Source organism: Pedobacter sp. GW822-FHT03F06, from assembly GCF_058801365.1.
The window spans coordinates 281160-305327 of sequence record NZ_JBXANE010000005.1 but is presented as its reverse complement, the minus strand read 5'-3'; the positions used below and the strand labels follow the sequence as shown (position 1 = coordinate 305327).

The window sequence follows — 24168 nt, the reverse complement described above, 5'->3', positions numbered from 1 at the left end:
GTTTATTGCGTTATTTTTCCTGTTGATTTTAATAGGGTATAGTAAGCCAAACCTGCGTCTGCCTTAGCTATCTCTAAGTTTATTTTTGCCTGGTACAATAAGGTTTCAGCATCGATACGATCGGTAACCGAAGCCACGTTGTTTTTGTATTTAGATGCCAGCAACTTATCATTTTCTGTTGCTTGTGCAATTGAAGTTTCCAATACCTGGATTTTGTTCATTGCCACCTGGTAACCCTGGAAGTTTTTGTTGATATCTGTTTTTACCTGATCAGATAAGATGTCTTTCTGAATGGTAATTGCACTTTGCTGAATTTTCGCTTCGCTTACTTTGTTCTTGTTTGTCCAAAGGTTGCCGAAATTCCAGGAAACCGTTGCGCCTAATGTAATGGGCATTAAATATTGGTTTGTTGGCGGGATAAAATTGCCACTTGGGTTGATGTAATATAAGTTTGCACCAACGCCAACGGTAGGCAAAGTATTTGCTTTGATGGTTTTAATGTTAAAAACGGCAACTTTGTTCTGTACATCAAGTTGTTTTAACTCCTGGCGGTTAGCCATTGCCAAACCAATATATTCGTTTAATGAGCCTGCCCCTTTTAAACCTAAGGTAGGATCAGTAATTTTCACCTCGGTATCTTCTGGTAAACCCAATAAGATATCAAGGTTATAATTAATCACTTTGCGGTTGCTCTCGATATCCATTTGCGTTAGCGTAACATTTGCCTGCTGCAGTTGGAAACGCAACACATCATTTTTAGTTACAATGCCTTGTTCGAAGAAACGTTGTGCCTGTTTAATTTGTGCAGCAATTGATTCTAAATTCTGATCGACCACTTTTCTGCTCTGCAATACTTTGTATAAAGCGTAATAGGTATTAATAACAGCATAAGTAATTTCTTCTTTGTTTTTATCCGCATCTAAACGTGCCACATCGGCCAATAATTTGGTCGATTCTTTAGCATATCTTAATTTACCACCTCCATATACCAATTCTTGTACTGCAGCTGTTCCTACAAAAGCATCGGCTCTTTTAGGTAATTGTAAAGACGATCCACCTCCTGGTAAAGTAAAAGTAGTGGTTGGTATTTCAGCATGATTGTACATAAAACTTGCGTTTGCCGTAGGCAAAACATTGTCTTTTACAACTTCTAGCTGTGCAACAGCCTGATCGATCTTGTTTTGAGAAAGTTTTAAGTTTTTACTGTTGGCTATGCCAAGTTCTATTGCCTGGTTGATATTTAATTCTTTGGAGCTCTGTGCAAATAAAGCCGCCGGAATTAATGATGCCGCAAGCATTAATCTTATTGATCTGGGTATCATTTTTTTGTTGTTAAATAAACTGTTGTTAGATCTTGTAAGTGAGCGATTGTCCGCTCCTTAATAATTTTTTTATCTTTCGGGTTATTCAAGTCGAAGTTGGAGCATGATATCACCTTATGAGGAGAGATAACAATATTGGTTATGGTGCCCATAATAGTGGCGATTACCATCCGGACATCAACCTTGTTAAAGGTCCCATCTTCAATCCCGTCTGTAATAATGCGATCGATAAGCTGCATGTTGTGGCTCATGGCGTCTTTTATCTTATCATACATTTCTGGCCTTTGGGTTAAAGAAAGCTCTCTGTGCATCATTTTATGAAACGCAGTATTATTCAATATCCTATTTACATAGCCCTCTATAACCCTGTGCAATTTTTCTAATGCCGAAATCTTATCTTCATTGATGATTTTTAACTGAGAAGCAAAACCAGCAATACGCTCGTTCATAATCTCCACAAAAACCCCTTCTTTAGAGCCGAAATAATAATTTATCATGGCCATGTTTGCTCCAGACTCTTTAGCAATCTGGCGGGTAGAAGTACCTTCGTACCCCGTTTCGCAAAACAGCTTTTCAGCTGCCTCAAGAATGGCCTGCCTTTTATCTACTTTTTCTGTTTTCATTTCTTTTTTGACGACACAAAATTAATCAAACGATTGATTAATTTCCAAATGTTTGGTTACTTCTTTTACATTATCTTGATAAAACCCTAATTTTAAATGAAATAATCACCCATCACAATGAAAAATAGGTTCTTTTTAGCTTTAACTTTCTCGTTTGTCCTATGGTTCTTATGTTCATTTATTGGCAGCCAAAGAAAAATCCAACAGAGCTGGATCAGAATTAATTTGCTTGGTTACCCTACCGAAAGCATTAAAATTGCAGTATGGGCAAGTAAAACAGGCGAGACTCCTACCCAATTCGAAATTGTAGAAAAGGAAACCAATAAAATTGTTTATACCTCCACCAATATTAAAAGCTTTGGCAGCTATGGCCCCTTTAACCGAACCGCTCGATTAAATTTCAGTGATTTTAAAAGTGAAGGGCATTTCTACCTCAGGGCAAACGGTATTCTATCGCCCCTGTTATTGATCAATAACAAGGTATATGACGGTTCGGCTGATTTCTGCTTACAATATATGCGTCAGCAACGGAGTGGTTTTAATCCATACTTAAAGGATAGCTGCCATATCCACGATGGCTTTGTTTTATATGGCGCCAAAGCCGGAATTAAAGACAGTACACATTTTGATGCTTCCGGTGGTTGGCACGATGCCAGCGATTACCTACAATATTCAACTACTTCGGCAAATGCGGCCTATCACTTACTAATGGCTTATCGCGATTTCCCTCAAGTATTTAGCGATCGGCAACAGGCAAATGGTTTGGATGGAAAAAACGGCCTGGCTGATGTTCTGGACGAAGCTAAATGGGGATTAGATTGGCTGTTGAAAATGCATCCGCAAAAAAACATCATGTTCAACCAACTGGCCGATGACCGTGATCACATCAGCATGCGGATTCCAAAAGAAGACAGTCAATACGGAAAAGGTTTTGAGCGCCCGCTCTATTTTATTACCGGCGAAACACAGCAGCGGGGCAAATTTATGAACAACACCACCGGAACCAGTTCTACAGCCGCTAAATTTACAAGTGCTTTTAATTTAGGGTCGGTTTTATTTAAAGAGCATGATCAGGCCTATGCCCAAATACTTACTACAAAGGCAAAAACGGCTTATAAATTTGCATTACAAAAACCTGGAGTAACGCAAACAGCCGCTGTAAAATCGCCTTACATTTACGCTGAGGATAATTGGGTTGATGACATGGAGCTTGCCGAAACATCATTCAATTTCGGAAGAGAAAAGATCAATCAAAAGAAAATAAAACTGGCCTTAAACTACGCCCAGCAAGAAAGCATTACACCCTGGCTACAAAAAGACACCGCAGCGCATTATCAATATTATCCTTTCATCAACCTTGGCCATTACGAAATTGCCAAGCAAGATTCGAAAGATAAAACAGCCATCAACTATTATCAAAAAGGAATTAAGCAAGTTTGGAACCGAGCGAAAAACAACGCCTTTTATCGTGGTGTTCCGTTTATTTGGTGCAGCAATAATTTAACGGTTGCCTTTGCCATACAGTGTAGCTGGTACTCAGCATTAAGTGGCGATAAAACCTATACAGCGCTGGAGCAGGCTAATTTCGACTGGCTTTTTGGCTGTAACCCATGGGGAACAAGTATGGTTTATGGCCTGCCTCAATGGGGAGATGCACCAAGCGACCCCCACTCGGCCTTTACCCATTTAAAGAATTATCCCATAAACGGCGGATTGGTCGACGGACCTGTTTACACTAATATTTATAAAAGTTTAATCGGGATCAAGCTCAATGACGCTGATGAATATGCTGACTTTCAGAGCAAACTTGCCGTTTACCATGATGATTATGGCGATTATAGCACCAACGAACCCACGATGGACGGGACAGCATCTCTTATTTATTTACTAGCGGCCAAGGAAGCGCAGGCTAAACCCCTACCCAACCATAAAACTTATAGCCTCGGCGCGAACATTCGGGGCGATTCTACCCGAAAGAAAATTTACCTGGTTTTTACAGGCGATGAATATGCGGATGGCGGTGAAAAAATAAGCGAGGTTCTGGCGCAGGAGAAAGTTAAAGCATCCTTTTTTCTTACCGGAAATTTTTATCGGAATCCTAATTTCAAATCATTGATCAAAAAACTAAAAAATGATGGACATTACCTAGGTCCACATTCTGACAAGCATTTATTGTACTGCGATTGGAATAAACGTGACAGCCTCCTGATTACTAAAACAGATTTTGAAACCGATTTAAACAACAATTATCAGGCAATGGCCGGTTTTGGGATTAGCAAAGAAGCGGCAGGCTATTTTTTGCCTCCTTACGAGTGGTATAACCAAACCATAGCCAATTGGACCAAAGCGCAGGGTTTACAATTGATTAATTTCACTCCGGGAACACGTGCCAATGCTGATTATACCTACCCCGAAATGGGAAAAAGTTATCGATCGAGCGATGAGATATACAGATCAATTACAACTTTTAACGAAACAAAACCCAATGGTTTAAATGGTTTTATCTTGTTGTTGCACATCGGTACCGATGCCAGAAGAAATGATAAATTTTATAACAGACTAGCAGAATTGATTACTTATCTGAAAAAGTATGATTATAAATTGGCTAGAATTGATAATTAATTAGAATATTGGGCATAATGACAAATTAAAATTTAAAATAAATATTAACTTTGCCTCCAAATAACTAAAAAAATGAGTGTACAAGAGAACAGCAGCAATAATTTCAACTGGTTATATTATGCTTTAGGTTTATTCTTCGGAGTTTTAACCGGAGCAATCATTACGCAAAACTATATTTTCGCTTTGTTAGGCGGTGTTTTAGGTTTGTTAACAGCGGGCTTATTTTTAAACGCTATCGTAAAAGGAAGAAAATACTAGTTTTAAGTCCTTTTATACAATTAGATCCTTAAGGATTAAAATTTAATTCCATAGCAAATGAGACTGTTATGATTTTGCCAATAGCTGTAAAATCATGATTGCTCATCGCTACTGAAAACAAAAATTACAAATGAAAAACATCTTCATTGTTGTTTTCGCTCTTCTTTGTTTCAGCGCAAAGGCCCAACAGGCCGCTACCGCTGAAGTAAAATTTCCTGTTGCAGACTCAAGCCCTGCTGATATTGTTTATTTTCCGCTTAATGCCCCAAAGGCAAAGGCCGGAGACCCAACAAAACCGGTTATAAAGATTGTTTATTCGCGGCCACAGAAAAAAGGACGTGATATTTTTGGTGTTTTAGAACAGTATGGAAACGTTTGGCGTTTTGGTGCCAACGAAAGCACAGAGGTTCGTTTCTTCAAAAAAGTAAGCATTGGCGGCAAAAAAATCAAAGCAGGTACCTATAGCTTATTCGCCATTCCAAGCAAAGATGCCTGGACAATTATTGTAAATAGCGAAACCGATAAATGGGGTGCTTTTTCTTACAATCAGGCTAAAGATATTGTTCGTGTAAATGTTCCGGTTAAAACCCTGGCTAAACCGATCGAATATTTCTCCTTAACCTTTACAGAGATTACTGGAGGTGCAAACCTGGTTATTGGCTGGGACAGAACGCAGGTAGAATTACCAATTAATTTTTAAATCGAAAAGAAATAAAACAAAGAAGTCCCGGTAATAACCGGGACTTCTTTGTTTTAATCGCTTTTTTAATTTCTCCGCACCAGAGAATAACGATCTTAATTTGAAACGAGTTTTTTAGCCTCACTTTCGCTGCCGATAAAAACTTTGTATACCTGGGTAATTTTCCATTCGCCTTCTTTATCTTTCTCGATGATCACAAAGTTTTGTTGTGCGCCATCAAATAATTCGTAATTAATATCTACACGTGCAATCACAAGGGCATCGGTTTCAGAAACGATTGAAGAACTGATGTTGCAATCTCTTTGAATTACGCCCTCATTTTTCTTCATTTGATTTAACACATCACTTGCTTTATGTTTAATTACCCTTACATCTCTATTCGACGTAAAAACAGCATCTTCACTTAAAACAGCTTTTAACTTTCTATAGTCAGAATTCATGTAGCTGTCCATATAATAATTGATAACCGATTTATGGCTTGCAGTTGGTTTTTCAGCTGCGAAAACATTATTTGTGATTGTAATACCTAGTAATAAAATCACCAAAGCTTTTAGTCTCATAACTATCTGTGTTTTTTTATTAAAGGTCGGCCGGAAACGATAAAAATAATATGCCGATAACACCATAATGATGAGGTAACTAAAATGTGATATTACCGCAAAAGCCCTTTCCAATTGGTATTGGAAAGGGCCGTAAACGAAACCAAATTAAGTGTAAAATGGATTAGTAACCTGGGTTTTGCTGAGGCTTTAACACGGGGTTTGCATCTAATTCCGCTTGTGGAATTGGGGAAACCAATCTGTTATCGCCAGATGGGAAGTTTACGATTTTCCAATGTACGGTAGAGCCAGTTCTGTCAACACCTTTTTTAGTACGCAACAAATCAAAAAACTTATGTCCTTCGCCATATAATTCTTTATTGCGTTCTAATAGTATTTCTTCAATTAACGCATTACCTGTGTTTGCAGAAACAGCTGTAGCTACACCAGCACGTTGTTGAATAGCTAATAAAGCTTGTTTAGCTGCAGGTTCGTTGCCTAATCTGGCTTCGGCCTCTGCCTCGATTAAATACATCTCTGAAGAGCGTATCAATACCTGATTATTGGCTGTCGTTGTTGTAAAATCAAATTTATTGATCAGATAGCCCTCACCTCTTCTCCTGTAAGCGCCAGTACTGGCAGCAGCAGTTGGGCTGCTTTTAACCAGAAACTGTTTTTTACGCTCATCGTTTGCAGCAAAAGAATTAAAGAAATCATCAGTAACCCTAAAGCTCGAGTAACCAGAGTCATAAGGATCGTAAAAAGATGATACAGCCAAAAAGCCTTGATTATCGTCTGTTCTTACGTTAATGGCATAAATCCACTCTGAAGTTGGATTGTTAAAGCCTGTTAATAACGCGGCTGCTGTACTTAATGGTTTAGCAGCTCTAGCTAATTTTGCATAACGACTGGCCTCTGTCCAATTACCCATATTCAGATAAACGCGTGCCAATATACCTTGTATTGCAGGAACGCTCATTCTATAAATACTGGTTCTACCTGCCGTTGGCAAATTGGCTTCAGCATATTTCAAATCTTCAATAATAAAAGCATACACGTCTTTTACTTTATCCCTTGCAGGCGAGGTTTCATCCGGACCTAAAGGTTTTCTTAAAATAGGTACACCAAGCGCTTCAGGATTTACAGCATAAGGCTGCGCAAACCAACGTACTAACCAAAAATACGTGTAAGCTCTTAACGCACGTGCTTCGGCCAGATATTCTGTTTTTAAAGCATCGCTGATAGGTGCATCCGGAACATTCACTACAAACTGGTTTGCGTTCGAAATTACTTTATAGCTGTATTGCCACCAGGCAAAGGCATCGCCATTGTTTACTGTTTCTACAAATTGGTATTGCGCCACAAAGCGGTTATAATTAGCAGCACCACTCACAATCATTACATCATTCCCTTTAACATCGGCACTTAACAACATGTTGTTCGTATAACCTGAAAACGTAGTGAGATCGTAAATGCCGGTCATGGCTGCCTGTATTTTTGCACCCGATGAAAAAGCATCTTTGGCGTTGATTTGTTGCGATGGGGTAACCTGCAAAAATTCTTTCTTGCATGATGTTGCCCCAACTAAAAGCAGCATTACTCCGGTATATATGGCGGTTTTATTTATTTTTATCTTTCTCATTTCTTTATCAATTAAAATCCAACATTAAGACCTAACGTAAATGTTTTAACATTTGGAATATCGTTATCTGTTAAACCGGTAAGCGCCGATTCCGGATCCATGCCTTTATGCTTGGCAAATGTAAACGGGTTTTCGGCCATCAGGTAGAGTCTTACATTCGACAAATGGATAGCTTCTAACCAGTTTTTCTTTAATGAATAACCTAATGTGATATTTTTAACACGCATATATGATCCATCATATAAGAAACGTGTTGATTGGTTATTTCCCAAATCAGTATTATTAATCACAAAACGAGGCACATCGGTAATGTCACCAGGTTTTTGCCAGCTGTTGTAATTATCTATTGATAATTGTTTACCAACAGAACCGCCACTATGCATTAGGTTACCATATAAAGTATCATAAATTTTAGCTCCAGTAGAAAAATAAGTCAATACACTTAAATCAAATTCTTTGTATCTGAATGTATTGTTAAAACCGCCTGTGAATTTTGGTAGCGAAGAACCTAAACCATCGTAACGTGTTGCTGTTGACCAGTTTTTAGTGGTAATTCTATTACCTGTGGCCTGACCGTTTACAATCTCGTCGGTATACCACATGGGGCGGCCATCCGCCGGGTCTACACCAGCATAATCGCGTAAATACCATTGGTATCTATCTTCGCCCACTTTCCATCTCTTAGTGCCATCAATCACTTCATTTTGGGTCATTGAATTGATTTTGTTTTTATTTGAGGTAATGTTGAACGAGATATTCCAATCGAAATCTTTGGTTTTAACCGGATTTCCGTTTAATAGAACCTCAATACCATAATTATCCATTGAGGCAAGGTTCGTGGTCAAATTATCAAAACCGGTTAATCTCGTAAGTGGCTGATCAAACAATAAGCCATTTGATCCACGTCTGTAATAAGAAGCTTCTCCACTTATTTTTCCTTTAAACAAGGCAAACTCCACACCAATATCTAAAGTTGTGTTTTGTTCCCACTTTAAATTTTTATTTTCTAATTGTACATAATTAATACCCGATTGGCCTTCGTAGTTTTTACCCAGTCCGTACAAGCCTTGTGATGCATAGCGGTCAATCCTGTCATTACCTGAAGTACCATAACTAGCTCTAAGTTTTAGTTCATCAATCCAGTTTACATCTTTTAAGAAATTCTCTCTGCCGATGCGCCATCCACCACCAACAGAATAAAATGTTCCATATTTATTGTCGTTTCCAAAAACAGAAGAACCATCTCTTCTTAAGCTTCCCGACAAATAGTATTTTCCTGCATAATTATACTGTAAACGAGAAAAATATGAAGCAAACCTTTGCTGGGTATAATAAGATTGTACTGCTGAAGGAGTTGATGCTGCAATTTGCTCACTTGTACCGGGGAAAGGAAAACCAGTAACCTGCGAATAGTTAAAATCGCGTTTTGAACGGTACGCTTCCTGGCCTAGTAAAACATCAAAATTATGTTGGTCAAAAGTTTTATTATAGGTTAAAGTATTTTGAAAAGTTACGGTAACATCTTCTTTTGAGTAGCGATAAGCACGTCCTTTTACACTCACACCATCGCCATGCTCCATGTTATAGAACTGGCGCTCACGGTTATTGATATAGTCAATACCAACCATACTTTTAGCTACAAAATCTTTTAAAAACCGAACTTCTGCGTAAGGGCTGGTAATTACCCTGTTGGTTATGGTATTGTATTCGTTCAGTTTAGACAAACCTACCGGATTAAAATCTGGTGTAACCGGGTTAATGTAGTTGTAAACCGGGTTTCCGGTTGCATCATATACCACAGCTCCATTGGCATCGCGTACGTATAAAGGATAAATATTAGCGGTTTGATCGGCAAAGTTTACCGGGTTATCAGAACCTGTACTTCCGGCTGGCGTATTTTGCTCGGTACGGCTCAAACTGTTGTTAATACCTACTTTTAAAAATTCGGTTACATCAGTATTAAAGTTAAATTTACCTGAATAACGTTTAAAATCTGATCGGATTACAATACCGTTTTGCTCAAAGTAACCACCAGAAGCAAAGAATTTGCTTCTGTCATTACCGCCACTAGCCGATAAATCGATATTCTTCGTTACGCCTCTTCTTAATACTTCATCGCGCCAATCGGTATCGTAAAGTAATGATGCGCCGTTTGCTAACACCCCATTTGCTCCGTAAGGATTAGCTGTATTGTACGGGTTAACTACCAGTTTAGCATTGGTTAATCCATTTGCCGCAGTAGCAGCTGCGTCAGGAGCTAAACCTGCTGCCAACCGCTGTGCATAGTAAACATCCCAAAAAGTTTTATAGTACTGCGTAGCATCCATTACCTCGTGTTTATCTACTGCCTGGTAAGAATAGCCTGTGCTTGAGCTTAAATTTAGTTTGGTTTGGCCGGCTTTACCTTGCTTGGTTGTAATCAATACCACGCCGTTTGCCGCCCTTGAACCGTAAATTGCTGCAGCAGTTGCATCTTTTAATACTGTTACCGAAGCAATATCATTAGGGTTAATAGAAGAAAGCACATCAGAAGTCTGCGCAACCGAACTTAAATCGCCATTGGTAATGGCAATACCATCAACCACATAAAGCGGGGTACTAGAGGCCGAAAAGGAACCTACACCACGGATACGTACGGTAGAAGTTGCGCCTGGCTGACCAGATACGCTAGTAACCTGCACGCCTGCAGCGGCACCTTGTAAAGCTTTTTCAAAAGAAGTAACAGGACGGTCTTTAAAAACATCGTCTTTAACTGTCGCTGCGGAGCCCGTAAAGTTTTCTTTCTTAATGGTTCCGTAACCAATAATCATTACATCCTGCAGGTTTTTAGAAGATGAAACCATGCGGATATTTAGCGTTTCGCCAGTTATTATTACTTCCTGCTCGGTGTAACCAACATAGCTTAGCACTAAACGCTCTGCATTTGCCGGCACCAAAATCGAAAAGGTTCCTTGCCCGGTGGTTTGGGTTAATTGTGCGGTTCCTTTTATTTTTATAGATACGCCTGGCAATGGTAAGCCATCATCCGCATCAACCACTTTTCCGGTAATTGTTCTATTTTGCGCTAAGGCATTAAAATAAGACAAAACCGTCACCATTAAAATCAATAGTAATTTTTGTTTCATGTTTGGGAATAAATAGTTAGTAATTAATTAGTTAAGCAGGTTCTTAGCAGATGTGCACGAAACCAAATCAATGAGCAATTTAGGTGCTCTGAAAATCCAAAAATGTGCGAAAATCACCATTCTGGATTGAAGGAGGCTTTAAACGTAAAAAAGCAAACTCCAATCCTGGCAGTTTGCTTTTTTAATCATTATTAACCTAAACAGGAAAAAACTTCTACAAATTATCCTGCAAGAGCTTCAAAAATAGTTTCATCCCAACATTCTAAATATGCAGAAATCACTATTTATATTTTAGTTCAACCTACTCTTTCTATATTTTAGAGGGGTAATATTGAACGTGTGTTTAAATAACCTGATGAATGAACTTGGGCATTCAAACCCTACTAAACCTACTATTTCGTTTAAGGAATAAGTGGTAGTTTGCAATAGTTTTTTAGCCCTGTTTAATCTTAATTGCATTAAAAACTGGTATGGGCTAATTTCATATGCTTCTTTAAATGTTCTTAGCAAATGATTAACCGATAAACATGCCTGTTCGGCAATATTTTCTAATGTTATATTTTGATTGTAATTGCTGCTAATGTATTCTTTGGCAAGTGTTAATCTTTTTAAAACCTCTTCGCGGGTTTTTGTTTTGATAAAGCTGAGTTTATCTAATTTCTGGGCCACCTCTTTATCATAAATTTTATAATAATTTAAAAGGCAGTGGTACAGGTATTCATTAATCAGCATTTCGTCTTTCAAACCTTTATCGAGCTGATTTTTTAAATGCAGCACATTAAAGCGCATATCGCCAGAAAACGGATAAAGTGATTCGATAAACGGGGGTGTTTCCCCAGCTTCTTTTCCGGTAAGTAAACTTTCGTTGCTGTTCGAAAAAGTATGGTGAAAATCTTTAATAAAGTTTTCGCCAAAAGAAACAGAAAACGTATTTACGGGGCTTATCGAATCTATTTTGCTGCTAAAATTTGTTCCGGCATTTACTACGGCGAAAGTATCGGGGTAAATGCTAAACTTACGTTTGTTAATTTCGCAATCTTCGGTTCCGTTAAAAACAAATTTAATGGTATAAGCATCGTTCTGTTGCTCGTAAAGCGCCTCACAAGTACTTTCGCTTATAATTTTATTCCTATTGCTTAATTCTTTTACGTACCTCATAACATTAATCCTCATTGTAGTTACGCTGTTCCAATATGATAAAATGATTACCAGAAGGATCAGAAAATTCGATACTTAAACCCTCACTTAAGTAAGCTGGTCTATCTTTAAAGATAACCCCTCTCGATTTTAGCCTGCAATAATCCTCTAAACAATCATCGCTGGTTAATACAATTTTATTGGTCTGGTTTTGATGCTTTTGTTCTGACAGGAAAATTTTGGTCTCATGATCTGCCTCAACCATGATTCCTTTTTCCTGTTCAGAAATCATTGTCGATTCTGTAGGCATCCCTAAACAGTTGGCATAAAATGCATCTGCATCATTTAGTTGCTTTACTTGCACATAAAAGAATTTTGCAGATGGGTTCATTTCCTTGTTTAATTGTATGATGTAAAATTAAACTGAAATTGAACCCATAGCATCACCCAAAAAGGGTGATTTTCGCACTATTTTTTAGCAGAATATAGGTATAGATTAAATAAAGCGCTTTTCCTTGGCTGTTTTAATCGCTTCTGATTTGGAGTTTACATCGAGTTTGATGTAAATATTTTTTACATGGCTCCTTACGGTTTCCTGATCAATAAAGAGATCGTTTGCGATTTGAGATTTTGTTTGTCCATTTGCAATCCGATCTAAAATTTCGGTTTCGCGTTTAGTTAAAGGAGAATTCAGGTTTTTTTGAAAAGAATGCATTACAATGCGCGCTACATTTGTACTCATGGCGCCCCCGCCGGTGCTCACTTCTCTTACAGCATCTATAATTTTTGAGGCGCTCGAATTTTTGGTGAGGTAACCTCCTGCGCCCATGGTTAGGGCTTCGAAAACCAATTCGGGTGAATCGAAAACGGTGAGGATAATAATGTTCGCGTTGGGTAAAGTTTTTTTGATAAAAGGCAAGGCCTGCAGTCCATTGGTGCCAGGCATCTGGATATCGAGCAAAATCACATTTGGATGATCGGTCTCTAAGTGTCTTTTGGCCAAATCGTAGGATGCATAAGCGTTAACGACTACAAAATCTTCAACATCGCTTAATAACGATTCATAACCCATTCTTAAGATATCGTCATCTTCGATTAGAACAATTCGTAAATTCTGGCTCATTTTATGGTAGTTTTTAATTAAGACGGTTTTAGTGCTATTTTGTAACAGGAATTCTGGTAGAAATTGTTGTAGTAGTGCCTTTCCCCTTTATAGAAGAAATCTGAAAGGTCGATTTTATCCGTTTGCAGCGTGTTTGAATGTTGTTTAACCCTCTCCCTTTCTCTACCGTTTCAAGATCAAAACCTTCACCATCGTCTGTTGTTAAGATGTTTACGGTATCATCATCGGTTTCAATAACCATAATCAACACCTGGCTTGCTTTGGCATGCTTTAACACATTGTTTAGCATTTCCTTAAAAATAAGGGTCAGGTTTCGGTTAAACTCCATCGATAGGTGTAGCTTTTGGTATTTGCTTAACACCCCCTCCATTTTAAATGTAACACCTGTGTTTTGGAATAGATCGATCCCAAAATTTTTAATGTGCATCAATATCTCAAAAAGATTATCGCTATGCGGATCTAGCGCCCAAAGGATATCTTTAGTACCGGTATACAACAGGCTGGCATTTTCTCTGATTAGTCTGATCAGTTCTTTTTGCTCTTTTTCCGTTCCAGCTACCTTTTTATCTAAAATTTCGGATAAAACATTAATCCGCGTTAGTTTATTGCCAATATCATCATGAAAATCTTCTGCGGTTTGCTTTCTTATTTTTTCCTGTTCTTTTAACTTTAACTTTTCGAATTGGTGTTTTTTACGTTCTCTGGTTTTAAAAATGAGGTAAAAGATAAGCCAGATCAAGAATATAAGCACCAAAAACGCGCCAATCTTAAATATAATGGTATCATAATAGGGCGGTACAATAGTAAAGCTAAATTGTTCGATATTTGATTGTTGGCCATTTGCGATAGCATAAACCTGGAATGTGTAGCTACCTGGCCTTATGGCCGAGTATTCGATCTCCGTATTGGGTACAGGTTTACTGAAATCGTTATCTACCCCCACCAGTTTATAGCGGTAAAGCACACTTTCTGGATTGGTGAGGTAAACCCCTTTAAAACTTATCGAAATGTGGTTTTGACTGTAATTAAGTTTATAAAATTTATCTCCTTTTCCGTTCAGATCTACTGACAGATCCTTTGCCCGATCATTTTTATGAAAAACACTTACCTGTTGAATATGGATAAAAGGATTCTTTTTATCCTCTGCAAGCACATTGGTTTTACACTGGATAAGTCCATCTATGGTGCCTACCAATATGCTGTTTTTGTAATTGATAATTGCGTTTTGATTACACTCAACAATTAGCGGATGATCTCTAAAAACCTCATAACTTTGTTGTTGCTTATTAAAAGTTAATTTGTTAATTCCCCGCCCGGTTCCTGCCCATAAATTATTTTCCTTATCGGTTGCAAGGCTATAAATATCATTTGAGTTTAACCCATCAGCAACAACATAACGTTTAATGGCTTTCGTTTTTAAATTCCAGGTGATGATGCCATCGCCAAGCGTGGCAAAAATTAAATTATCATTCTGTCTTATAATACTCAGTACGTAAACATTGGTGAGCGATTTGATGCGAAATGTTTTATCTATCTTTCTGTTTTTGATAAGTGTAACGCCATTTGAGGTACCAAGAAACACGCTATCCTTCCGCAAGGTATAAATACACGATAAATAACCATCAAACCCGCTTATTCTTTCAGTTTTCCCATCCTTTAAATAAGTAGATGACATGAGGCCGTTTATCCAGATCCCTCCCCCCTCGTCTTCAGCTATCGAGCTGTTATCAAACCTATCTGGTTTTAATACCTGGCTAAATTTCTGCCCGTCGTACTTCCAAATGCCTTTACCGTAGGTCGAAAACCAAATGTTTTTCGCTTTATCGGCATAAACGAAGTAGATTTTCTTATCCTTAAAGGCGGGAATATCAACATTTTGTACATTTTCACCATCATACTTAAAAACACCTTTGTTAAAAGTGCCAAACCAGAGGTTATTATTTTTATCTGCCGCTATTCCGCTTATTGGATAAGCCAGATTCTTGCCCTTAAACCTATTGTAACGAATAAAGGCATCGCCTTCATATTTGTAAATACCATCACTAAAACAAGATATCCAGATATTGTTTTCAGCATCGCTAAATATTTCGTTAACCTGGTTATCGCTCAATCCATTTTCTCCATTAAAGTTAATAATCGAACCATTTTTATTGATAAAGTAAGCTCCTTTTTCAGAGCCTATCCACATATTTCCACGATGATCCTGTGCGATGGAATAATAGGTATCAATACCCGCTTTTTTAAAAAACGGTTTAACTATTCCGTTCTCCAGCACATAAATTCCGCTACGGGAGGTTAAGAGATAGGCCTTATTCTTTACATTTTTATCAAATAAGATCTTCCGGATAGATAAGGAATTAATGGCTGGCGGCAACTCCAGGGAGATTACCCAGTTATTATTTTTTAATTGATAAATCCCCTTTCCTGATACAGCAGCATATAGGTTTCCGGCGCTATCACTGTTTATGGTATTAATATTTTTATTGGCAATGGAATAAAAAACAATTTTATTCTTTTCAATTTTGAAAAGCTTATACTCGCTTATTCCCCAAATAACACCCTGTTTGTCTTTAAGCAAATGGCTTACCCCTTTGCCCGAAAACAGTGTGCTTATTTTTCCACGCTTAAGAATACTGATACCTGTTTCGGTACCAAAAAGCATTTGGCCCTGGTTATCCTCTGCAATACAGTTTACTGAATTTGATCCTAACCCATCAGCTTTGCTGTACGAGATAAATTGCCGGCCATCGAAATTACTAACCCCGCCAAAAGTGCCAAGCCAGAGTGTCCTGTCTTTTGCTTGATATATGACCATTACCTGCGATTGAGGTAAGCCATCCTTTAAGCTGTAATTGGTAAAATTATAGCTTTGGGCCGATAGCTTAAGGCTAAAAAGCAAAATGAAAGAAACTATGAAATTTATCTTGATTATAGACAGTTTACTGCACATGTAATACAAAATAAGCATAATTTCTTTCAAAAGCCATCCCCCTTTTTGGGGGATATTTATAATGCGTTACCCATGTATGGGTCGGTTTGGGTAATTTCTCCGGTTTCTATTTTACCTGCATAACGGTGCTTAAATGTGGTATTGCCAGTCTGCACAATACTGAAATCGTACCAATTCGCATTTTTAGCCAGATTAAATGAGATATTTGTACCCGATTTTGGCTTGATTGTTACCGTTTTGCTCCCCGATTTGTATTTATTATCTACAATTTGAAGTGAAACTAAATTGATGCCTTTGTTTTCAATAGCGAAAACCAGGTTACCTGTTAGTTTTTTGCTCACCAAACCAGCCTGCTCTGGATATGCTTTTACCACAATGGAAGGATTTTTTTTGCTGCCGACAAAATGCCTGTAAAAACCATTCGGACCGTTAATTGTAAGATCGTAAACTTCATTATCAAAATCATCAAGTTTAATGCTGTCTTTTACCACATCGCCAGCTTTTACAGCATAGGCCCATGTTTTGCCAGCAACACCTTTAAATTTGGCAATGGTATTCATGTTGAAAGGCGCACCAACCGTTTCTGTTTCACTACCGAACAAGGTTTTTGCCGATTGAAAAGTAAGTGCTATTTCATTGTTAACCAGATTTGCATCAACCGTTAAATGATAAGGCAAGGCACAAGCATGTTTTGTTCCGTTCTCCTGCTTAGGGGCATGATTAGCTGTTTCTGCAGAAAAGGCTTCGAACTTATTTATTTTTACAACTTCTGTTTTGTTAAGTGCCGTAGGACCAACCTGGGCAGGTTTGTTTTTAGCATTACCAATATTGGTTACTACAACATCACGTTTTAGCGGTTCGGGAGATTTAATTTCTTCTCCATTGTACGGTCTAAACACCGAGGTTAAATCACCACAAATATTCCTTCTCCAATCGCTAATGTTATTGCTTTTAATGGTTTTGCCTGTTTTTTTAGCCAGCCATTTTTCCATAAACATTAATGATGAAGTATGATCGAAAACCTGCGAGTTCACAAAACCACCCTTGCTCCAGGGTGAGGCAATAACCAATGGTACACGATAGCCCAAACCGATCGGACTTCCCTTTTTTGCTTCGAAATCTGTGGCATAGTTTATTCCTTCAGATACCTTTCCGCTGGTCGAATCATCAGGGTTTGGCACTACAAAAGGTGGCTGATGGTCAAAATAACCATCATTTTCATCATAGGTTAAAACAAAAATTGTTTTTTTCCAAACCTCCGGGTTTTTGGTTAAAATGTCCAGGGCTTCGCTTACATACCAGGTTCCATACAATGGCGAGCTGGTATGATCAGAAAAACGCTGAGGTGCAACCAACCACGAAACCGTTGGTAATTTCCCGCTATCTACATCTTTTCTAAACTGATGGAAAATATCGCCTTTAGGTAAATTAATCGTTTCAGACTTCCCTTCGTCGTTCTTAAAAGTAAATGGTTCAAGATCGAGGTAGTCTTTTTGAGAAATGTTCGTCGTAAATGCTTTATCTACTAAGTTTTTTTCCTTTTGAGATAATTTATCGTATTTCTCCTGAACCTCCTTTGCGGTTAAAGCAGGTTTAACGGTATTATCTCCATTTTTTCTAAAGTAAGCCGATAATTTAACATTATGCCTGCTGATGTATTCTACAGGATTATCGCCATAATTACCCAACCAATCATCTATTTCACCCTCCGGGAGTTTGGAGGTCCATAGTTCGTTTTGATAAATGCGCCAATCGATACCATTATCTTCTAATGTTTCCTGAAAAGTTGGCCAATCTACAAATACATTATTTTGCGATTCGGCCTGATCATTATTCACCACCGCAACCCGGTTTGCACTTTTTTCTCCGCGAACGGTTCCTGTAAAAAAGAACAGTCTGTTTGGCGTTGTTCCGGTTAGCGATGAACAAAAATGCTGATCACAGATGGTAAAAGCATCAGCCATGGCGTAATAGAAAGGAACATCATTCCGATCATAATAAGCCAGTGTCATTGGTGTTTTAACAGGTAACCATTTATCATAACGGCCACCATTCCTGGCGGCAACCTGATCATTCCACGAATGTGGTAAACCGCCCTGCCAGGTTATTTTCGTTTTGTTTATATCTACATGAAAAGGCGCATAGGTATAACCCTGGCCATCTTTTTGCAACCAAACCTTGTTTCCATCGGGCTGAATGTGTGGATGGGGATCATTAAACCCGCGCACACCTTTCATTTTACCGAACATATGGTCGAAAGATCTGTTTTCCTGCATCAGGAAAACAATGTGTTCTGCATCGTAAAATGTACTACCGGGTTCAGGGTTAATCGACATGGCTTTTAGCACCGAACCAGGCAAGGTATTGGCCATACCAGTAGCTCCGGCAAACAAGGCCGCCTTTTTTAGAAATTCTCTACGTGAATCCATAAATTATACAATATAGCTTAGATAACGCAAGTTATAATTTTCAGTTGACAGTTTTAAATCAGTCATAGGCCTGGGATCCATAGTCGATAAACCAATCAACTAATGGCCAATGAACTATTGAACTAACAAACCATTACTTCTGAAACACCCTAACATAATCTACTTTCATACTTGCAGGGAATACAGCATCGTCTACTCCTTTTTTTCCGCCCCAACCGCCACCTACGGCTACATTTAAAATAAGGTGGAAGTTTTGATCGAATGGCCAATCGCCAGATCCCTTTTTAGTATTTTTAAAAGTGAGGTATTTTTGGTTATCAATAAAGAAATCTATTCTATCGGTAAACCACTCTACTGCATAAATATGATATTCGGTATAAGGATGATCAACCTTTAAAGCCTTTCCAATCTGCGTTTTGATTACGTGGTTAAATTTTTCGGTATGTACCGTTCCATGAACGCTATCCGGATCGTAACCTACATGTTCCATAATATCAATTTCGCCGCTCTTTGGCCAGCCACCGTATTTCCCTTCGGTTGGTAAAGCCCATATGGCAGGCCATAAGCCCCTGCCTTTTGGCAACATGGCGCGAACTTCTACCCTTCCGTATTTAAAATCGAATTTATTTTTCGTTACCAATCTGGCCGAAGTATAATGGTTGTTTTCCTTATCTGCTTTTACTGCAGTAATATTCAGACTCCCTTTTTTTACAATTGCGTTTGTGCTATCAGCATCGGTATAATATTGAAGCTCATTATTGCCCCAACCCTTTCCACCTACATCGTAACTCCAGTTTTTTGCTAAAGGTAATCCGGCGTCGTTAAATTCATCAGCCCATTTCAGCTTCCAGCCCGTTGCAACAGGCGTTTTTTTGAGCTCTTCGAAAGTTAATTCCGGCTCATTAGTAGTGATATAATCAACCTGATGCGCCAAAAGCCATTGAATTTCGGGAACAGTATTTACGGTCCAGGCATTTACCGTTAATCCTAATTTGTGGGCATTTTCAATCCACCCATCTTTCTGGTAAACGCTAAAATGATAGTCAACACCGGTTAATTTATCGGCTTTCATTTGTTCGGCACTTATATCTCCTTTTAGGTAAGCTACCTTTGCTTTCGGCATTAACGCTAAAATGCGTTTGCAGTAATCGTAGTCGAAACTGATATACTCCGTCCACTCCGTTACCCCGAGTTTCTGAACCATTTCAACACATTTATTGGTCACCTCGATTCCTCGTTCTTTGCTGATTAACGAAGGTTTGATCTCTAAAATCAGTTTGGTAGTTCTTTGCTTTTTACCTTCCAATAAATAAGCTTCGAGCGTTGGGATTTTTTCGCCATTGCTCATCGTTTTGGTCAATAAATCAGCATAATTTACTTTCTCGATAACCAAACCCTGAAATTCGGGATCGTGATTAATGACCAAAACATTGTCTGCGGTCATCCACACATCGAATTCCGATCCATAACAGCCCAGCTTTACCGCTTCGTTTAATGAAGCGATAGAATTTTGAGGAAAATTATTTTTCTTCCATGCGCCACGATGGGCAATTACCTGGTTTTTGTTCCAGTTAAATTTTTGAGCAAAAGAGGCGGTAAAAATGAACAACATTAGTGCAGAAATAAATACTCGTTTCATATTTTGGTTTTATGATGATTGACCTGAAAATCATGATCGTTCCATCTCAATTGAAAACAATTTTATAAAATGGAAGATCAAAAGTAGATTTTTAGCCCGAAAACAAAATAAAGTTAATGTAACCATTATATGAACAAAAACAAAAAGCTTATCCATCCAGATAAGCTTTTCGATCATTAACTATTTAACATGCACCCCTTCTACAAGGTGTAATTCTTATTTATTTTGAACCGCTCTCATTAATGGGTTCCGTTTTCATTTTATACTTACTGGCATAGTTAGTAGCCATTTTCACAAATCTGTTATAACCAACTTCGTCCTGCGCACGTTTATTTACCGCGGCAGCCGTTTTCATAAACTCAAGACCACTATCATCTGTAACAATGGCATCAGCCCATTTACAAAAGAGCTTCACCACTTCTGGAGTAAAACCATTTTTAACCAATAATGTGCTATAAAGCGCATTAAAGTGGTATTGATATAAAACTGGATTTTTTATCGAGAATTTCAGAAAACCTACGGTATCTTTTTTCATCGCCAGGAAATATTTATTGCCCAAAGTTTGCAGGCATATTTTCCATGTTTTTTCTGAGAAGTATTTTTTCTGCCCCCCTAAAAAGTCTTCAAAAGCAGCATCATTCAAATTTGCTTTTAGTGCTTTGGCCAACTTTAGGTTTAAGCCATAATCGATTACAGGCTGCAATACATCGGCTCCATAAAGCGATACAAAACCATTGTAATCAGCAAAGATGGTTTCAATAGCCTTTTCATCAGCCGATCTGTTAACCAGGTAAGGCAACAAGGCATTCTCAGCTTTAAAGTTTTTTAAAGTATCGCTATAGGTTGCTAAGATAGCTGGGCTTATTCCCTTCCGGGTTTTACAGAATTCTACATAAAACGATGGATATTTTTTTTCATCATATTGCGTAGAAAAACCAGTTAAAAACTGCTGTTTGTTTGCTTTTTGGCGTGCATCGGCAAACAATGCGAGCAAATTCCCCGGATCTTTGTAGCCAGATGAGGAGCTGATTAATTTTCCATCACCGTTTAACACCAAGAAAGTTGGGAATCCATTTAAAATATGCTGCACTTTTAAGGTATCGCCAAGCTTATCCTTAAAAATATCTACTTTGAGCATCAGGAAATTTTTGCCCATTTCTGCTTTAACAAGCGCATTTGGAAAAACATTTTCATCCATTTGAGCACATGGGATACAGCCTGTGAAATAACAATCAACAAAAATGAGTTTATTTTCTTTTTTGGCTTGTTTCAATACGCTGTTTAAGGATTGATTTTGTGCCAGGCAGCCTATAACAGCGAACATCAGGCAAATGGTATGGATTATTTTTTTCATAAATCTATTTTTTGGTTATTGAGATATTTTGTTTTTCTCCATTTGCAGTGTAGGCAATTTTGAAGCTTTTACCTGAGGGTGCTGCTAAAACCGCAAGCATTTTCTTGCTGTCTTTAAGTAGAACTGATGCGGCGACGCCATCAATACTTTCAATTGTCTGCCCTGCTTTTATTGCTTCGCTTTCAACCGGAGCAACTACACTTAACAACTTTAATTTTCCATCCTGATCGAAGCCGAATAAATAAGCGCCCAAAACAAAATCGTTAGGGAAATTTAGCGTATGGTTTGGTACAAAATGGATTTCCTTTTTCTGCAGATTAATGGTGAAATTATAACGCCCTATGGTTCTGATGCCGATTGATCCATCGAAGCCCGGATTCCAGTTTTCGCTCTGGCCTCCACCTGCCATGAGGGTAACCGGAAAATCGGTTAGCTTAGGCATATTTGAAAAAGAAAACGATGTCGCCCTCCCACTGTAGGTAGGTGTGCTGATACCCATACTGGTTGTGGTACCATTATATTCTGGTTTGAAACCGCTTACCAATAGTTTATTCTTTTTTACAAATGGCCTAAAACAAATGAGATTATATGAAGCACCTGTGTCGAAAACAAATTCTCCTGCATTTTCCTGTCCAGGCATTATGCTTATCTCACCCGGAATAATAAATAACCCGGCAGGCACAGTAACAGGAACAGATTTACCTTGGTCTTGATAGACATAATCCCCAAAATTATAGAGCGAGAGTTCTTTTTTATCGAAATCTACTTTGGTAATGTAGTTTTTGGCAATACTATTGCCAATAATGCCATCACTTCCTTTATGCATTTCAGGAAAAATAGCAAAACTTTGGTTTTTTAGCTTAAAAGTATCTAGCTGAACGGTATTTCCTTCTGAAACCAATATCTGCATATTCCCCCCCACTACAGAGGTACTTTGCTGGCGGGTAGCTTTTATACCTATAGAATCGGCAAGGGCTTTGGTAATGGCCATTCCATCAGCTCCGGTGTCAAAAAGCAGTTTTAGCGGTCGCAAGCTATTGTTTACCTTAACGGTTAAAATGATTGAACCATCTTGTACTTCGAAGGGGATTTTAGCAATCAATACCGATTTTTTATACCGGTTCATGCCATAAAGCTGATCGAAAATATCAGTATAAAGGAGCTTATATTGGTTATCCGTATAAACCGAACTTTCCTTTCCTGCCTTTCCTTTATTAAACGGAAGTACGGTAAGCTGAACATTTCCGTTTTGTTTTGCCTCACTTTTCAACTGTAGCGAATCGCAGGTATAACGCTCCAAAATCGCTTTTAGCATCCTATCGGTTGAGGGTCTGGAATAAGCAGCAACAGAAAAATTGCTACTTAAGTTTTCCATTATGGGATCGATAGATTTTTGAGCGAACATTTTGTTCATGCTTTCGATTATCGTTTTGGCGTTTTGTGCCTGCACATTTAACGCCGATACCAAGACGCCCAAAAACAGTATTACTTTAATTTTCATTTTATCTGAGTAGGTGGATTTAAAATCCATAAATTTTTTCGAGGGCCAGGTCAATATCATCAGTAGCACTCGAGGTAATACGGAGTATTATTTTACCCTCACTGCTGAGCAGGATCTTGGTTGGAAAAGCCATAATGTTATAGTCTTTTACCAAATTATGCTTATCCATATCCTCATTATTGAGCACATTGATATAGGTGAGTCCATCTTCTTCAATAGCCTTGAGCCAGGCTGTGCGTGCCTCGCTAAGTAATTTTTTCTGCTCTTGTGCTATGGCTATAATTTCAAAACCTTTGGATTGGTATTTTGCGTATAATGCCTTAAGATGTGGGTTACTGGCCCGGCAAGGCCCGCACCAGCTGCCCCAAAAATCGAGCAGCACAGTTTTGCCTTTAAAATCGTTTAAACGAATGTCCTTTCCGTTAACATCTGCTTTTTGAAAATCTATGGCATATGAACCATCTGGTGTAGCGCTTATTTTTTTGATGTACTCCTTAATGCGCTCTGCAGCGGGGTGGTTTTTATACTTGTTGGATAAACTGTTCCAAGTGGAAATAAAATCGCCTGCGGTATACAGGTTTTGCATTCGGGTTAATAAAAACACAGAAGCAAAGGCGTCCGGATGGTTTTTAACAAAGTCGCGCTTTACGTTAACCAATTTTCTGTTTATTGCAGTAGCCTCAGCACTGAGCGCCTTTGATTGCACCGCATTCGTGTTTTTTTCTCCATTAAAAAGCAACTGCATAATTTCGTAATTACGCATTTCATCTTTTTTTACCAGCTGTTTATAGCTGTCAAGCACATTGTTTTCTTCATCGCCGCTTACCTTTGCAAACTGAACCAATAAGGCATCGCCAGTTATTTTAATCCCTTTATCAAAAACGAACAAATCAAGAACGGGAGATGGATTCGAAACGGTTTTGTCATTTTTCGTAGCATTTAAACCCCTTGATACCGAAACATCAAAACGGGCAATGGCTGGTTTTTGCAAGCGGGGCACTTTTAAAGAAAAAGCATCGTTATTGGCATTTGCTCTATAGCTTCTGGATACACCAGCGTCATCAGCAAAAGAAATCCAAACCGATTTATTTCCCAGGCCTTTAAGTTGCCCGCTAATTTGTATGCTATCATTTTGGCAATATGCCTTGGGTAAAAAAAAGAGCAAAAGCGTAGCCAGCAATAGTTTTTTTATTGTTATCATTTG

Annotated in this window: 17 protein-coding genes; 3 read left to right on the top strand and 14 right to left on the bottom strand. The window is 38.3% G+C overall.

The window, feature by feature from the left end; translation table 11 throughout:
• Positions 1-2: 2 nt before the first annotated feature.
• Positions 3-1322, bottom strand: coding sequence for a TolC family protein (locus AC1RJ8_RS10980; RefSeq protein WP_492953847.1), 1320 nt, complete (start codon positions 1320-1322; stop codon positions 3-5).
• The gene (locus tag AC1RJ8_RS10975; RefSeq protein ID WP_492953846.1) at positions 1319-1945 is read right to left on the bottom strand and encodes a TetR/AcrR family transcriptional regulator; all 627 of its coding nucleotides are present in this window, start codon (positions 1943-1945) and stop codon (positions 1319-1321) included. Before AC1RJ8_RS10975 ends, AC1RJ8_RS10980 begins: the two co-directional genes overlap by 4 nt.
• 117 nt (positions 1946-2062) lie before the next feature.
• On the opposite strand from AC1RJ8_RS10975, the gene AC1RJ8_RS10970 reads away from it, so the two are divergent.
• The 3 genes from AC1RJ8_RS10970 (at position 2063) to AC1RJ8_RS10960 (ending at position 5525) form a co-directional block, all read left to right on the top strand.
• On the top strand, positions 2063-4567 hold the full coding sequence (locus AC1RJ8_RS10970) for a bifunctional glycoside hydrolase family 9 protein/polysaccharide deacetylase (RefSeq protein ID WP_492953845.1): 2505 nt from the start codon (positions 2063-2065) through the stop codon (positions 4565-4567).
• 72 nt (positions 4568-4639) lie between these two features.
• The gene (locus AC1RJ8_RS10965) at positions 4640-4825 is read left to right on the top strand and encodes a hypothetical protein (protein ID WP_025141696.1); all 186 of its coding nucleotides are present in this window, start codon (positions 4640-4642) and stop codon (positions 4823-4825) included.
• A 130-nt stretch (positions 4826-4955) separates the two neighbouring features.
• Positions 4956-5525, top strand: a complete 570-nt coding sequence (locus tag AC1RJ8_RS10960; protein WP_492953844.1) for a DUF2911 domain-containing protein — start codon at positions 4956-4958, stop codon at positions 5523-5525.
• A gap of 95 nt (positions 5526-5620) precedes the next feature.
• On the opposite strand, the gene AC1RJ8_RS10955 is transcribed toward AC1RJ8_RS10960, so the two are convergent.
• From AC1RJ8_RS10955 to AC1RJ8_RS10900, 12 genes are all read right to left on the bottom strand, one after another.
• Positions 5621-6085: a hypothetical protein gene (locus tag AC1RJ8_RS10955; RefSeq protein WP_492953843.1), complete on the bottom strand. Its 465-nt coding sequence runs from the start codon at positions 6083-6085 to the stop codon at positions 5621-5623.
• Between the two features lie 163 nt (positions 6086-6248).
• Complete coding sequence (locus tag AC1RJ8_RS10950; protein WP_492953842.1) at positions 6249-7706, bottom strand: RagB/SusD family nutrient uptake outer membrane protein; 1458 nt, start codon at positions 7704-7706, stop codon at positions 6249-6251.
• 11 nt (positions 7707-7717) lie between these two features.
• Positions 7718-10831 carry a SusC/RagA family TonB-linked outer membrane protein gene (locus AC1RJ8_RS10945; protein ID WP_492953841.1) on the bottom strand — a complete coding sequence of 1038 codons (3114 nt, stop codon included), beginning with the start codon at positions 10829-10831 and terminating at the stop codon, positions 7718-7720.
• A gap of 291 nt (positions 10832-11122) precedes the next feature.
• Complete coding sequence (locus AC1RJ8_RS10940) at positions 11123-11989, bottom strand: helix-turn-helix transcriptional regulator (protein WP_492953840.1); 867 nt, start codon at positions 11987-11989, stop codon at positions 11123-11125.
• A gap of 4 nt (positions 11990-11993) precedes the next feature.
• Positions 11994-12359, bottom strand: coding sequence for a VOC family protein (locus AC1RJ8_RS10935; RefSeq protein ID WP_492953839.1), 366 nt, complete (start codon positions 12357-12359; stop codon positions 11994-11996).
• A gap of 105 nt (positions 12360-12464) precedes the next feature.
• Positions 12465-13091 (bottom strand): response regulator transcription factor, encoded by a 627-nt coding sequence (locus AC1RJ8_RS10930; protein WP_492953838.1) that lies wholly within the window; start codon positions 13089-13091, stop codon positions 12465-12467.
• Positions 13092-13125: 34 nt separating this feature from the next.
• The gene (locus AC1RJ8_RS10925; protein WP_492953837.1) at positions 13126-15906 is read right to left on the bottom strand and encodes a ligand-binding sensor domain-containing protein; all 2781 of its coding nucleotides are present in this window, start codon (positions 15904-15906) and stop codon (positions 13126-13128) included.
• A gap of 191 nt (positions 15907-16097) precedes the next feature.
• A complete protein-coding gene (locus AC1RJ8_RS10920) occupies positions 16098-18470 on the bottom strand; it encodes a phosphocholine-specific phospholipase C (protein ID WP_492953836.1) in 2373 nt (790 codons plus the stop codon).
• Between the two features lie 133 nt (positions 18471-18603).
• Positions 18604-20109 (bottom strand): glycerophosphodiester phosphodiesterase family protein, encoded by a 1506-nt coding sequence (locus AC1RJ8_RS10915; RefSeq protein ID WP_492953835.1) that lies wholly within the window; start codon positions 20107-20109, stop codon positions 18604-18606.
• 220 nt (positions 20110-20329) lie between these two features.
• Positions 20330-21463 (bottom strand): thioredoxin family protein, encoded by a 1134-nt coding sequence (locus AC1RJ8_RS10910; protein WP_492953834.1) that lies wholly within the window; start codon positions 21461-21463, stop codon positions 20330-20332.
• A 4-nt stretch (positions 21464-21467) separates the two neighbouring features.
• A complete protein-coding gene (locus AC1RJ8_RS10905; RefSeq protein ID WP_492953833.1) occupies positions 21468-22994 on the bottom strand; it encodes a retropepsin-like aspartic protease in 1527 nt (508 codons plus the stop codon).
• Positions 22984-24165 carry a TlpA family protein disulfide reductase gene (locus AC1RJ8_RS10900; RefSeq protein WP_492953832.1) on the bottom strand — a complete coding sequence of 394 codons (1182 nt, stop codon included), beginning with the start codon at positions 24163-24165 and terminating at the stop codon, positions 22984-22986. The genes AC1RJ8_RS10905 and AC1RJ8_RS10900 overlap by 11 nt, the downstream gene beginning before the upstream one ends.
• Positions 24166-24168: the final 3 nt, after the last annotated feature.

What these genes read in the sequence shown, in the direction of transcription:
- AC1RJ8_RS10950 (WP_492953842.1), bottom strand. Translation starts at nt 7,706, where the DNA reads ATGAGAAAGATAAAAATAAATAAAACCGCCATATATACCGGAGTAATG.
- AC1RJ8_RS10955 (WP_492953843.1), bottom strand. Translation starts at nt 6,085, where the DNA reads ATGAGACTAAAAGCTTTGGTGATTTTATTACTAGGTATTACAATCACA.
- AC1RJ8_RS10930 (WP_492953838.1), bottom strand. Translation starts at nt 13,091, where the DNA reads ATGAGCCAGAATTTACGAATTGTTCTAATCGAAGATGACGATATCTTA.
- AC1RJ8_RS10905 (WP_492953833.1), bottom strand. Translation starts at nt 22,994, where the DNA reads ATGGATTTTAAATCCACCTACTCAGATAAAATGAAAATTAAAGTAATA.
- AC1RJ8_RS10970 (WP_492953845.1), top strand. Translation starts at nt 2,063, where the DNA reads ATGAAAAATAGGTTCTTTTTAGCTTTAACTTTCTCGTTTGTCCTATGG.
- AC1RJ8_RS10920 (WP_492953836.1), bottom strand. Translation starts at nt 18,470, where the DNA reads ATGGATTCACGTAGAGAATTTCTAAAAAAGGCGGCCTTGTTTGCCGGA.
- AC1RJ8_RS10900 (WP_492953832.1), bottom strand. Translation starts at nt 24,165, where the DNA reads ATGATAACAATAAAAAAACTATTGCTGGCTACGCTTTTGCTCTTTTTT.
- AC1RJ8_RS10945 (WP_492953841.1), bottom strand. Translation starts at nt 10,831, where the DNA reads ATGAAACAAAAATTACTATTGATTTTAATGGTGACGGTTTTGTCTTAT.
- AC1RJ8_RS10915 (WP_492953835.1), bottom strand. Translation starts at nt 20,109, where the DNA reads ATGAAACGAGTATTTATTTCTGCACTAATGTTGTTCATTTTTACCGCC.
- AC1RJ8_RS10940 (WP_492953840.1), bottom strand. Translation starts at nt 11,989, where the DNA reads ATGAGGTACGTAAAAGAATTAAGCAATAGGAATAAAATTATAAGCGAA.
- AC1RJ8_RS10965 (WP_025141696.1), top strand. Translation starts at nt 4,640, where the DNA reads ATGAGTGTACAAGAGAACAGCAGCAATAATTTCAACTGGTTATATTAT.
- AC1RJ8_RS10980 (WP_492953847.1), bottom strand. Translation starts at nt 1,322, where the DNA reads ATGATACCCAGATCAATAAGATTAATGCTTGCGGCATCATTAATTCCG.
- AC1RJ8_RS10960 (WP_492953844.1), top strand. Translation starts at nt 4,956, where the DNA reads ATGAAAAACATCTTCATTGTTGTTTTCGCTCTTCTTTGTTTCAGCGCA.
- AC1RJ8_RS10975 (WP_492953846.1), bottom strand. Translation starts at nt 1,945, where the DNA reads ATGAAAACAGAAAAAGTAGATAAAAGGCAGGCCATTCTTGAGGCAGCT.
- AC1RJ8_RS10935 (WP_492953839.1), bottom strand. Translation starts at nt 12,359, where the DNA reads ATGAACCCATCTGCAAAATTCTTTTATGTGCAAGTAAAGCAACTAAAT.
- AC1RJ8_RS10925 (WP_492953837.1), bottom strand. Translation starts at nt 15,906, where the DNA reads ATGGTCATATATCAAGCAAAAGACAGGACACTCTGGCTTGGCACTTTT.
- AC1RJ8_RS10910 (WP_492953834.1), bottom strand. Translation starts at nt 21,463, where the DNA reads ATGAAAAAAATAATCCATACCATTTGCCTGATGTTCGCTGTTATAGGC.